Consider the following 13783-nt stretch of genomic DNA (forward strand, 5'->3'; position numbering starts at 1 on the left):
CACTCGTTCTCAGGCAACCAGTTGTTCTGCGCGAACGGCCGGTTTCAATATTCCCGTTCGTAGAAAACACCGCCTTTTGCTTCGCCGGCGTCGGTTGCCTCGCCACGCAGCTTGACGCCGCGCCCAACGTCGAGATCGACGGTTGCCTTGCCCGAGCCCGGCCTGTCGCCCTTCTGGATCGTCACATAGGTACGGTCGTTGAGATACTTGCCCGCCGAGACGGCGGTGCCACCCTGTTCATCGGTGATTACGTCGAGATCGTCGACGCCGATTGCGCTGCGCAGGTTCTGCAGCAGTGAGGTCGAGCCGCCGACGCCGGCCAGTTGTCCGGCAGCCTCGGCAAGCTGCGCGATCTGCAGCGGCGACAGGTTCGACATCGAACGGCCGAAGATCAGCTGCGCCAGCACCTCATCCTCCGGCAACGCGGGTACCGAGGAGAAGGTGAATTTCGGGTTGTTCGCCTCGCCTGACACCACGATAGTCACGGTGGCGCTGGTCGTCTTCGATTGCGCCGTGAGATTGAGGTAGGGCACCAGAGAGCCGGAAAAGCCGACGGTGCCTTCCGTGAAGGTCAGCCGCTTGGCAAGGATCGTCAACCGTCCGCGCCGCAAGGTGAAGGTGCCGACCGCCTGGGGTGACGATGCCGGGCCGGTCAGCCGCAGCGAACCGCCGAGCTCGGCGTCGACACCCCTGCCCTGGATGAAGATCTGGCTCGGCGCATTGACCGTGACGTCGAGATTGAGGCCGTTGCCGCCGCCGCCACTGCTTGCAGCGGCCGGGCGCAACGCCTTGTCCTGCGCACGCACGGCGGCCGGCGCATTCTTGTGCTTGACGTTGAGCTCGGCCAGCGAGCCGGGCAGCTTTTCGGGTACGGTGATGACGGTCTTGGCCAGGTTGACCGTACCGGAAATCACCGGCGCGGAGGTGAGCGGTCCCTTGACGGTCAGGTCGCCGCCAAGATTGGCGGTGACCACCTTGCCGTCGGTATAGCGGCCATCGACGAGCTTGACCGACAGGTCGGCCGGAAAACCTTTTGCCGGATCGATGCCGACGGTGCCGCTGGCCGAAAGGCTGCCGCGTGTCGACAGCGTGCCGGTCAGGCGGTTGATCCTGGCCACGCCATTGCCGATAGCGACATCGGCAGTGATGTCGTTGATCGCAAGCCCCGATCGCGCATCGACCAGACGGGCGCCCGACGTGCGGACCGTGCCTGAGATCACCGGCGACGTCGCCGGGCCGCGCACCTGCACATCGACGTCGGCCGTGCCGCTGAGGGACAGGCCTTGCGCGGCGAGTGTCCTGGTGAGGAAGGCGAACGGCACCTTGCCGGAAAAGTTGAGATCAAGGGTGGGCGCGCCTGATGTCGTCATCGTGCCGCCGCCCTTGAGGCCGAGGCCGGCGGCATCGCTCATGTTGGCGTCGAAGGTCAGTCTGTTGCCCGAATACGTACCTGAGGATGAAACGCCAATGCCGCCGAAACCTGCACCACGGGTCTGCGACGTCTGAACGCCTGCGGCGTCGATCTTGAAGGCAACGGCCGGATTGGCCGGCGCGCCCGTCACCTTCACCGTGCCCGAGATGGAACCGGCGGCATCGAGGCCCGGCGAAAAACTGTTGGCTATCGAGATCGGGACGCGGGCCAGCGTCGCGTTGAGGTCGAACGCCTGCCCAGCCTTGCCCGTGACCGTCGCCGTGCCGCCGCCGAGGTTGAGCACCAGCCTGTCGAGGCTGGTCACTCCATTGGCGATGTTGATGGTCGAGGCCTGGGCGATGGCCGCCTTGATGCCGCGGATGGTCGCCTCGCCGGAGGCAAGTTCGACCGTCGTCGTGCCCTTGACCGCCTTGACCCGGCCGGCCGCCCTCAGCGGAATATCCTTGACGGTGGCGCCACCGGAAAAGCCGGTCCATTCGCCGTCGCGCTTGAGATCGACGTTGACGCCCCGAATAGCCGTTCCGCCGGAAGTTACGCTGTCGGCACGGATTTTGCCCGAGATCACCGGTGCCGCCAGATAGTTGGCGATCAGCGCATCGATGCTCACGGCCTTGGCCGAGACATCGCCGCGCGAGATCGAGGCCGTCGTCGCCTTGACGGCGACTTGCGGCACGGTACCCGCCTTGGAGAAGGCGATCGTGCCGCGCACATCGCCATCGGCCTTTTCCAGTGCCAGGGCCGCAAGCGGACCGATATCGGGCAGGTCGAGCGCCACGGTGCCGGCCGGAACGAAGGCATCGTCGAGCGCCAGGTCGCCGGAGATACGGTTCTTGCCGAGCGACAGCAAAAGCCCGTTGATGGCGCGTTTGCCGTCCGATGTCGCCAGCACGGCGCTGCCCTGCAGCGGTTGGCCGCCGACATTTCCGGTGAGTCGCACATTCGCAGCCGGGTTGGCGGCATCAGCCTTGCCGGTGGCAGTAAGCTTCAGACCGGTGATCTCGCGCGCCGCGACCGAAAGCCTGTCGCTGTTGACAGTCAGCGACAGATCCGGCGCGATGCTGGCACCTTGCGCATTCAGCGCGAAAGAGATGGCGCCTTTGGCGTCCTTGGATAGCAGCGAGACGTCGCCTAGCGCGCCTTTGACGTCGGCGCTGAGCTTGTTGTCGGCAAGGCTCGCCTGGCCGTCTGCCGTCAGCGAACCGGACGACAGCCTGACGGTATTGGCGGTGACACTGCCATTGGCGTCCCGCTTCAGCGCGGCACTGAATTGCGTTCGCTCGGCGAGCACGCCACGTACCGCCCCCGGCAGTGCCGCCGAGGCGGCGTCCGCCTTGACATTGAGGTCGACGGCGCCGTCGGCCAGCGAGACCCGCCCTTTGAAGCCGCTGTTCAACGCGTCGCTGGTCACCGTGCCGCTATCGATGACGATGGCATCGGCGGCAAGGCTGCCGGCGAGTTTGGCGGTGACCTTGCCGGCGATCAGCGGCGCGATAGTCGGATTGTCGAGGCCGATTTTTTCGGCAGTCACGGTGCCGGAGATCGGCCCGCTCCGGGCTTTCACATCAAAGCGATCGGAGTGCAGCGCAAGCGTGATGCCCTCGATCATAGCTAGATTGGTGGCGGCCGATGGCAGCGTCGCGGAAATGTCGAGCTTCGGCTGGGCGCCCTGCCCGGCCGCCGTTAGCGATATCGCCTGTAGCTCGAGCTTGATCGGGCTCTCCTTGCTGCCAAGCGACAACGGCAGGCTCGGACCGGTAGAGGCCAGGTGGAGCGAAAAATCGCTGGCACCGTTCGGATTGATGGTGCCGGCTGCCTTGCCGGAGATCTTCTCGCCGGCAAGCGTCGCCTGCTCGATGGCCAGGCCGCTGGCCGACGAGAAACGGCCTGCTGCGTCGAGATCCAGCGGCCCGAGCCCAGCCTGCCGGGTCTGGCTGGTTTCGGCGCCGTTGAGCCGGGCGGTGAAGCGAATATCTGGGGCAGCCGACGATCCGGTGACCTGCGCGGTGCCGCTGAGCACGCCCACGGCATCGAGACCCGGTGAAAAATCATTGGCAAGCGCTGCCGGCACCGCCGACAAGGTGGCAGCGAGATCAAGCGTCTGGCCGGCCGTACCCGACACGGCAACCGAACCACCGCCGACACCGAGCGCCAATTTCTCTATGCTCACCCTGCCATTGGCGATTGTCAGCGCTGATGGCTGCGCGACAGCTGCCTTGATGCCGCGGATGGTCGCCTCGCCCGAGGCAAGCTCGATGCTGGTGGTGCCGTTCGCAACCCTGACCCACCCGGACGCGCTGGCCGGAATGCCGGCGACCGTGGCGCCGCCGCTAAAGCCGGTCCAGTCGCCATCGCGCTTCAGGTCGACATCGATGCCGCTGATCACCGTGGGTCCGGAGGTGATCGTGTCGGCCTTGATCTTGCCGGCGATTGCCGGTGCTTTGAGATAATTGGCGACCAGCGCGTTGACGGCGATTGTCTTCGCCGCCAGTTCGCCGCGCGAAATCACGGTGCTCGTCGCATCGATCGCGACCGTCGGCGCTCCGTTGTCGTTCGCAAAGCGGATGGTGCCGCGCACGTCGCCGGCTACCGACTGGCCTGTGAGTGCGGCCAGCGGAGCAATATCGGCGGCATCGAGGGTCAACGTGCCGAGCGGCAGCAGGTTGTCGTCGAGCCCGAGGTCGCCGGAGACCTTGTTGTCGGCTAACGAGACGGCAAGTCCATTGATGGAGCGCTTGCCGTCGGTTGTGACCAGCGATGCCTTGAGGTCGAGCGGCTGGTCGTCGACCGAGCCGGTCAGCGAGACATCGGCGGCGGGACTGGCGATATCGGCCTTGCCGCTCGCGCTCAGCTTGATCTGCTTCACCGTATGGCCGGACGCCGTCAGGCTGTCGCTGTTGGCCGAAACCGAGAAATCCGGTGCGCTGCGCGCGCCGCTTGCGGTAAGCCCGAAACCGACGGCGCCGCCGACGTTGGCGCCGACCAGCGGCGACAGCACCGACACGTCGCCCAGCGTACCCTTGATATCGGCTCGGATATCGGTGCCTTGCACACTGGCGGTGCCGCTGGCGCTAAGCGTACCGGAGGTGAGTTGCAATGCGTTGGCGGCGAACGCACCGTCCGGGTCGCGTGTCGCGGTTGCGGAAAACTGCACGCGCTCACCGAGAACCGAGCTGATTTGCGGCGGCAGCGCCGTCGAAGCCGCGTCGGCATTCATCTTGAGCGTCATCGACAGATCGGCAAGCGCCACTGTGGCTGTTACGGACGCATTGAGCGCGTCGCTGCGTAGCGTGCCTTTATCGACGACAATCTGTTCCTTGCTGACGGAGCCGGCGAGACCGGCGCTGACCCTGCCCGTTATCAGCGGCGCCAAAGTCGCGACGTCGGTGTTCAGGCCGGCCGCCGTCAGCTTGATGGTGACCGGCCCGCTACGGTTCTGGATGTCGAAACCATCGGAATGCACTTGCCCGATCAGGTCGTCCACCCGCGTGCCGCCCGCCACCACCGAGACCAGCGACGCGCCGATATCCATCATCGGCGCCTTGCCATCGCCGAAAGCGCGGGCCGTGGCATCCTTGATTGCCACGGTTATCGGTTGCGCCTCGCTGCCGAGGCTGAGCACGATCGGCGGCCCCTTTGCGGCGAGCTTCACCGAAAGGTCGCTGGCGCCGTTCGGATCGACAATGCCGGCAGCGGTCGCGTGCAAGGCGCCGCTGTCGATATTGGCGCGCTCGACATCGACGCCGCCGGCCGCGGTCGCCGTGCCGGCGAGGTCGAAGGTGGTCTTGCCGGCAAACAGCGGTTTCAGGGTTTCGGGCAGGAAGCGCTCGAATTCGCCATCGCCGTTGGCCTCGACATAATGACCCTTGTCGGTGAGCTGATGGCGACCGGTAAGCTGGGTGACGATCCGGCCGTCGACAACGAAGGTCCCGATGCCATTCCAGTTGGCGAGCGGTCCGGTGCCGGAAACGACAATGTTGACCGGCGGCGCGCCCGGCAGGTTGAGCAGGTTGGCGATGATGCCGCCGGCCGGCTCGGATGCCTTAAGGTCGAGGTCGAGCTTGTTGTCGGCCGGCGCGAAATGGGCTTTGGCGTCGACCGTGCCTTGCTTGCCGTCGTGGCGAACGATGTTGAGGTTGGTCTCGATCGCCAATGGAGAGGCGTCCGCCTTGAGCGCTCCCTTGGCTGCAAGTTCGGCCACACCGCTGCCGGCCAGAGCCTGCCCGAGCGCGATTTCGGGAAGGTCGAGTTGCCTGACGTCGATGGAAACCGGCAGCGTCGTCGCTCCGCTTTGGCTCGGCTGTGTATTGGCCACCGGCAGCCTTGCCAACTCGATACGCTCGGCCCCAATGCGATCGGCGCTGAAGCTCTTCGACAGGAGTGCCAGCGGCGACCAATCGACGGCCACGTTGCGCGCCACCATCCAGGCGCCTTCGCGATCCTCCAGAACGACATGATCGACCCTCAGCGCGCCCGACCAGATGCCGTCGATGCCGACGACAGTCACCTTGCGGTCGCCGGTCGAGGCCATGGTCGAGATGATGCCGGCAAGGTTTTCGCGGCCGCGCTCGGTTTTGGTCAGCACGACGACCGCCCCCACCGCCGCTGCCACGACGATGAGCAGCGTGTAGAAAAGAATACGGAGGATGCGCCTGAATATTGCCATCAGAATGCCTGGCCGATGCCGGCATAAATGCCGAAATGAGGATCGTCAGGACCGCGGTTGAGAGGCACCGCCGCGTCGACGCGCAGCGGCCCGAACGCCGTCAGATAGCGCAAGCCTACACCCGCGCCGACCTTCATGTCCGAAAAATCGGGGACCTGCCTGGTCGACACCGTGCCGGCATCGACGAACGGCACGACGCCGATCTTGTCGGTGACGGCGATGCGCATCTCGACCGAGGTCTCGAAGAAGGAAAGCCCGCCGATCGGTTCTCCATTGCTGTCCTTCGGGCCGATGCCTTGATAGGCATACCCGCGCACCGAACCGCCGCCGCCTGAGTAGAAGCGTCGATCTGCCGGAACATCTTGAAGACTGGCGCCGATGATGGAGCCGATGGCGACACGTTCGGCGAAAACGAATTTCGAGGCCGAATCGAGTGACTGGTAGGCCGACCCCTCGCCCTTCAGCTTGACAAACGCAGCCCCGCTCAAAATGTCGTAGCTCGGCTCACCATAGGCCAGCACCCTGAAGCCCCGGGTCGGATTGAGCTTGCTGTCGCGATTGTCGTAGACATATTGCAGTGGAATGCTGGCGATCAGATAGGTGTGCTTGCCGAAAGCGTCGTGGATCCTCGAATAATCCAGCGCGACTTGCGCGGAAACCGTCTGCTTCTTGTCCAATTCGTAGGATAGGCCGGTGCTGCCCTTGACCGAGAAATGGTCGTAGGCGTCGGGGTGTTCCAGCACGGTATTGACGCTGGCAATGAATTTCGACGCCGGCCCGACCACGCCCGGCTTTTCGAACATGACGCCGGCATTGTAATTGAGCTGGGTCAAGTCGTTGCTGCCGATGCCGCTGATCTTGCCGTCGATGCGCAGCTTTTCGGCGCGGCCAAACAGATTGCGATGCCCCCAATAGCCTTCGAGGCCCAGCCCTTCGGTGTTTGAGAAGCTGCCGCCAATGCCGAAATAGCGCGGCTTGCGTTCGCTTACCTGGACACCGATCGGGATGTTGCCCTCGGCGTCGAGTGCGTCGGCTTCCTTCACCGTCACGCTGTTGAAGACCTCGAGCCCGAGCAGCCGGTCACGCGCATCGTCGATCTCATCGGGCGAATATTGGCGACCGCGCTTAAGGCCGGTCATATATTCGGTGAAGTCGCGGTCGACCTTTTCCGTGCCCTCGACAGTGGTGTCGCCATAGCCGGCGACCGGGCCGGCCGCGACGGCAAGCGTCACGTCGAGCGTCGAACCGGCGTGCTCGGCGACGATCTCGCGGCCCGTCACCTTGGCCAGCGGCCTGCCTTCTTGCTTGAGTGCCCGCACGATCGCCGCCTCGGCCTTGAGCACGGCGCCCGAACTGGCGTCACCGCCGGCGATCAGACCGAAATCGGCACTTGCCAGCCCCGCCGCATCGCCTTCCAGTCTGATGTTGCCAAGCGTGAATTTCGGCCCGGCTGCTATGCTTATCACCACCGGTATCGGCTGCGGACCCGAAAACTCGGCATCGGGCGGCAGATCGTCGAGCGGCTTGCCCTGAATAGTGATGGTGACGACACCCTCGTAGCGGGCGTCACTGTAGAGTGCGGCAACAAGTTGCTCACGGTCGCTGCGCGCCTTGGCCAGCAGGCCGAGAGAACCGGATACCGGGTGTTCCTCGTCGGCCTTCAGCGCCGAGGCGTTTTCGAGCTTCTCGGCGAGATCCTTGTCGGCGTCCGGCGCCTCGATCGTCACCGCATAGCGCAGCGGGTCGACGATATCGGCATCTTCGTCTTTGGATCCCCACAGCTTGATGCCGAAAATCTCGAAGGCCGCCGCACTTCCGGTTTCGGCAACAAGTGCCGTAGAGCACAACAATGCGAAAAGCAGGGCGCGCGAAAGCGCGCGCCGTGGCGCGGTTCCTCCCGACATCTGCCTTTCATACGCCGGCATTACGCTCCTAGCCTAGCTCGCAAACCTAAAATTGGAATGAAGTTCTGAAGCACTCGTAAAGGGGCCACAATCCAATTGCTGAAATAGACAGGGCTTGGAACTCACACCTTCTGCGTCGCCGCAAGAAAGCGTGATCCCCTGTCCTATGGAGCTACTACCGGTCACCGGCCGGAAAGCAAACCGTTGGCAGGCGGATCCTGCCGCGTCCCGATGTTGACAAGCGCGACTGAAGCTTGAAGATTTCTGGACGTAAGCACTTGTCTGGAGGGGTTTATGGCAATGCGCGCGGCTCGTGGTCTATCGATTCTTTTCCTTCTCTTTTTTGCCTGGAGCGGTGTCGCGCAAGCGGCCGAAGCCCGGCGGGTGGTGACATCGGACAATTCCGACTATTTCGGTTTCGATCTCAGATCCGACCAGAATGTCAGCCTCGACCAGTGCAAGACCACCTGCCTCGGCGACCCGGCCTGCCGCGCCTTCACCTACAACCTCAAGGCCAAATGGTGCTTCCTTAAATCCGATTACAATTCGTTGAAACCCTTCGGTGGCGCCGTCGCCGGCAAGGTCGTCAACATCGATGGCGATCCCGACATCGGCGCGCCACCCGAACTCGCCTTCTTCCCCAACTGGATGGCCGACCAGGCCCAGCAATACCGCAACAACCTCACTGGCCCGACCTACACCAAGCCGACCGAGGGGCTGACGGCGCTGAGGGCCGCCGCCGAACGGTCGGCGCTGACGGGCGACCATCGCTCGGCCATGCACAAATACGAAGCGGCGGTTTCGGTGCTGCCGGATGATGGCCAGCTCTGGCTCGAGCTGGCGCGCGAAACGCTTGCCGTCCATCCGACCGCCAACAGCTCGGAGCCGTCGACCCTGCCGGCGAACGCCACTTCCGCCGCCTTCAACGCCTACAAATTGCTGCGCACCACCAAGACGCGCGCCGACGTGCTGGCGCTGCTCGGGGATGGCCTTGATCGCCGCGATCTCTACAGGCCGGCTCTGCAGGCCTACGAGGCGAGCCTCGCTCTCGTCAATTCGCCGGCAGTCAGGGCCGCCTATCAGGATCTCAAGGCTCGCAAGGGCTTCCGCGTCATCGATCATACCGTCGATGCCGACACCAGCGCGCCACGCATCTGCGCGCAGTTCTCCGAGGAACTGGTCAAGACCGGCGTCGACTACTCGCAGTTCGTTACTGTCGACAACGCCGCTCCCAAGGGCGTCGAAGCCAAGGACAAGCAGATCTGCGTCGAAGGACTCGAGCACGGGCAACATTACGACGTGACCTTCCGCGCCGGCTTGCCGGCCGCCATTGGCGAAGTCACCGCGGCACCGGTGGTTCTGTCGATCTACGTGCAGGACCGCGCGCCTTCGGCCCGCTTCACCGGCGACAGCTTCGTGCTGCCCGCAGGCGCACGCCGCGGCATACCGGTCGTCACCGTCAACATGAATGCCGCCGAAATGAAGCTCTTCCGCATCGGCGACCGCTCGCTGGCCCAGCTTCTGTCGGGATATCAGTTCCTGCGCCAGCTTGACGGCTACGACATTTCGAACATCTCCGAACAGATGGGCGAGCCGGTCTGGCAAGGCCAGCTCGACATCGCCAACGACCTCAACAAGGAAGTCACCACCTCCTTCCCAATCGACGAGGCTTTGCCGAAGCGCAAGCCCGGCGTCTATGTGCTGACCGCACAAGCCGTCGACGATCGCAGCGACGACTATGATTCGCACGCCACGCAATGGTTCGTCGTCTCCGATATCGGCCTGTCGACCTATACCGGACAGGATGGGCTGAACGTCTTTGCCCGTTCGCTCGCAACCGCCAAGCCGATCGCCGGCGCCGAGCTGACGCTGCTGGCCAGGAACAATGAAATCCTCGGCACCGCGACCACCGACGCGGAAGGGCGGGCGGTGTTCAATCCCGGCCTGACGCGCGGCGACAGCGGCATGGCGCCGGCCGTGCTGATGGCCAAACAGGGCGACGACGATTTCGTCTTCCTCGATATGGGCCGCGCCGGCTTCGACCTGTCCGACCGTGGCGTCGCCGGACGGCCGGCACCTGGCGCGCTCGACGTCTATGCCTGGACCGAGCGCGGCATCTACCGCGCCGGCGAAGATGTCCATGTCGCGGCCCTTGCCCGCGACAGTGCCGCCAAGGCGGTCGAGAACCTGCCGCTGACCTTCATCTTTTCGCGGCCCGACGGCGTCGAGGACCGCCGCATCGTCAGCGATGGCGCATCGGCCGGCGGTCACGCAGTCGACCTGCCGCTGGAACCCAACGCCATGCGCGGCACCTGGACGGTGGCGATCCATACCGATCCCAAGCAGGCGGCGGTCGCCAGCCAGATGTTCCTGGTCGAGGACTTCGTACCGGACCGCATCGAGTTCGACCTGTCCTCCGACAAGCAGGAGATCGCCCAGGGCGAGACCGCCAACATTACCGTCGACGGCCGCTTTCTCTACGGCGCGCCGGCCGCGGGCCTCGCGCTCGAAGGCGAATTGACGCTGTCGACCGCCAGCGATTGGGACCGCTTCAAAGGCTATTCCTTCGGTCTGGCCGACGAACAGTCGGCTGAACCGACTGTGACGCCCTTCACCGGCCTGCCGGTGGTCGGCGAGCACGGCAAGGCGACCTTCCCGGTCTCCGTCGATCAATTGCCATCCACCACCAAGCTGGTCGATGCAAAGGTCACTGTCAGGATGCGTGAAACCGGCGGCCGTGCCGTCGAGCGCTCGCTGAATATCGGCATCCGCCCGCAGGGCCACATGATCGGCATCCGCCCGGATTTCGACGACGACGAGGTGCCGCAAGGCGGCACGGCCAAGTTCAGCCTGATCGCTGTCGACCCAGACGGCAAGCGTGAGGCGCTGAAGGGCGCGCAGTGGTCGCTGGTCAAGGTCGAGCGCAGCTACCAGTGGTACCGCTCGAGCAACTCCTGGAACTATGAGCCGGTCACCTTCACCAAGGCGGTGGCCAACGGCCAGGTCGACCTGAGCGCCGATGGCGAGGCGACGGTGTCGCTGCCGGTCGACTGGGGCCGCTACCGGCTCGAGATCGAGACAGCGGATCCGGAAGGCCCGGCCACCAGCTACGAGTTCGACGCCGGCTGGTATGTCAGTTCCACCACCACCGAAACGCCCGACGGCCTAGAGATCGCCCTCGACAAGGATACCTATGCGGCGGGTGAAGTGGCCAAGCTCAAAGTGTCGCCGCACTTTGCCGGCGAGCTGCTCGTCACCATCGGCGCCGACAAGCTCCTGAAGACCGTCACCGCCAGCGTGCCGGCCGGCGGCAGCACCGTCGACATCCCGGTCGGCGACGACTGGGGTGCCGGCGCCTACGTCACGGCAACGCTGTTCAGGCCGGGCGATGCGCAAGAGACGCGTATGCCGGCGCGCGCCATCGGCGTCAAATGGCTGAAGCTCGATCCCGGCTCGCGGAAGCTTGCCGTCAGCTTGGCGCCGCCGGACAAGACCATGCCGCGCCAGCAGCTGTCGATCCCGGTGGCCGTAGCCGGCGTGCAGCCCGGCACCAACGCCTATGTCATGGTCGCGGCCGTCGACGTCGGCATCCTCAACCTGACCAACTACAAGGTACCGGATCCGGAGAACTGGTTCTTTGGCCAGCGCATGCTCGGTCTCGAGGTTCGCGACATCTATGGCCGGCTGATCGACGGCTCGCTGGGCACAACCGGTAAGCTGCGCACCGGCGGCGACGGCGCCAACATGCAATCGCAAGGCAGTCCGCCGACCGAAAAGCTGGTCGCCTTCTTCTCCGGCCCGGTCCAGCTCGACTCCGACGGCAAGGCGCGGATCGACTTCGACATACCGCAGTTCAACGGCACCGTGCGCGTCATGGCCGTCGCCTGGACAAAGGAAGCAGTCGGCCATGCCCAGTCCGACGTCATCGTTCGCGATCCGGTGGTGATCACCGCCGGCCTGCCGCGATTCCTGGCGCCCGGCGATTCCGCCGTCATGCGGCTCGATGTCGCCGACACCGACGGCCCTGCTGGCGACTACAAGCTGACCATTGACACGACGGGCGACCTGTCTACCGGGAGTGCCGCCTTGCCTGAAAAGCTGACGCTGGCCAAAGGCAAGCGGCAGACGCTGACCGTGCCGTTGATTACGCGGACCGCGGGCAACGCCTCGATCACCATCAAGCTTGCGCATGCCGACGGCACCGCCGTCGAGCAGACGCTCTATGTGCCGGTGCGCCCAGCGCAACTGCCGGTGACCACCCGCATGGTCGTCGACCTCAAGGGCAATGGCGGCGCGCTGCGCGTCGACAAGGAACTGCTGGCGGCAAGCCTGCTCGATGGCGCTTCGGTCAGCGTCGGCGTTTCGCAGGCGGCTGCCTTCGATGTACCGTCGCTGCTGATGACGCTCGACCGCTATCCCTATGGTTGCGCCGAACAGACCACCAGCCGCGCCATGCCGCTTCTCTACGTCAACGAGATGGCTTCCGGCATCGGCATGGCCAGCGACCCCGATCTGCATGGCCGCGTCCAGGACGCTATCTACAAGGTGCTGAGCTACCAGGCATCGGCCGGCAGCTTCGGCCTGTGGGGTCCGGGTTCCGGCGATCTGTGGCTCGACGCCTATGTCACCGATTTCCTGACCCGGGCGCGCGAGCAGAAATACGACGTGCCGGCTTTGGCGATGAACCAGGCGCTGAGCAATCTGCAGAACGCGATCGGCTACGATCAGGACGTCCAGGATCGCGGCAGCGAGATCGCCTATGCGCTCTATGTGCTTGCCCGCAACAAGAAGGCCTCGGTCGGCGATCTGCGTTATTATGCCGACACCCAGCTCGAAGCCTTTACCAGCCCGATGGCCGTCGCCCAGTTGGCGGCGTCTCTCGCGCTCTACGGTGACACCCAGCGCTCGGAGGCAACCTTCCAGGCCGCGCTGCAACTGGCCAAGTCGACGCCCGAATATGACTATTACCGGTCCGACTATGGCTCGCCGCTGCGCGACGGCGCGGCGATCCTGGCGCTTGCCGCGGAAAGCAAGCCGGTGCCGACCATCGTGCCGGCGCTGATCCAACTAGTGACCAGGGAACGCGCCGACGCCAGGTGGACCAGCACACAGGACGAGTCCTGGATGCTGCTGGCGGCCCGCGCGCTGAAGGCCGGCAATGATTCGATCGCGCTGACCGTCAACGGCGCACCGCATGCCGGCGGCTATTCGGACCAGATCGCTGGTGGCGACCTGGCCGACAGTCCGCTGACCATCGTCAACACCGGCAGAAATCCGCTGCAGGCGGTCGTCACCACCGTGGCCTCGCCGATCCAGCCTCTGCCGGCCGGCGGCAACGGCTTTACCATCAGCCGTACCTACTACAAGCTAGACGGCACAGAGGCCAACGTGACGGAGGTCAAGCAGAACGAACGCTATGTCGTCGTGCTCAAGGTTTACGAGCAGAACACCTGGCCTTCGCGACTGCTGATCACCGACCTGTTGCCGGCCGGCTTCGAGATCGACAATCCGGGCCTGGTCTCCAGCGCCCAATTGACGAACTTCTCCTGGCTGGCGCAGACCGATGCCGCTCATCTCGAATTCCGCGACGACCGTTTCGTCGCGGCTTTCAATCCCAACGACGGCGACGGCGACCGCAACATCACGCTCGCCTACGTCGTGCGCGCGGTGACGCCGGGCACCTATGCCCACCCGGCGGCAACGATCGAGGACATGTACCGGCCGCAATATTCGGCCCGCACCGCCACCGGCATGATGGAGGTCAAGGCGCCGTAAGGATAGGAA

General features: G+C 64.9%; 3 protein-coding genes. 1 reads left to right on the top strand and 2 read right to left on the bottom strand.

Annotated elements, in window-relative coordinates; all coding sequences use genetic code 11:
- Positions 1-44: 44 nt before the first annotated feature.
- Positions 45-6095: a translocation/assembly module TamB domain-containing protein gene (locus NKH59_RS24040; RefSeq protein ID WP_353023293.1), complete on the bottom strand. Its 6051-nt coding sequence runs from the start codon at positions 6093-6095 to the stop codon at positions 45-47.
- Positions 6095-8020: an autotransporter assembly complex protein TamA gene (locus NKH59_RS24045; RefSeq protein ID WP_352831264.1), complete on the bottom strand. Its 1926-nt coding sequence runs from the start codon at positions 8018-8020 to the stop codon at positions 6095-6097. Before NKH59_RS24045 ends, NKH59_RS24040 begins: the two co-directional genes overlap by 1 nt.
- Positions 8021-8293: 273 nt before the next feature.
- Here NKH59_RS24045 and NKH59_RS24050 point away from each other — a divergent pair, with 273 nt between their 5' ends.
- Positions 8294-13774 (top strand): alpha-2-macroglobulin family protein, encoded by a 5481-nt coding sequence (locus NKH59_RS24050; protein ID WP_353023294.1) that lies wholly within the window; start codon positions 8294-8296, stop codon positions 13772-13774.
- Positions 13775-13783 lie beyond the last annotated feature (9 nt).

The sequence above is a fragment of the Mesorhizobium sp. M0998 genome, from assembly GCF_040318885.1.
Classification (GTDB): domain Bacteria; phylum Pseudomonadota; class Alphaproteobacteria; order Rhizobiales; family Rhizobiaceae; genus Mesorhizobium.

Excerpts from the sequence above, each read along its gene's own strand:
- NKH59_RS24050 (WP_353023294.1), top strand. The coding sequence starts at position 8,294 with ATGGCAATGCGCGCGGCTCGTGGTCTATCGATTCTTTTCCTTCTCTTT.
- NKH59_RS24040 (WP_353023293.1), bottom strand. The coding sequence starts at position 6,095 with ATGGCAATATTCAGGCGCATCCTCCGTATTCTTTTCTACACGCTGCTC.
- NKH59_RS24045 (WP_352831264.1), bottom strand. The coding sequence starts at position 8,020 with ATGCCGGCGTATGAAAGGCAGATGTCGGGAGGAACCGCGCCACGGCGC.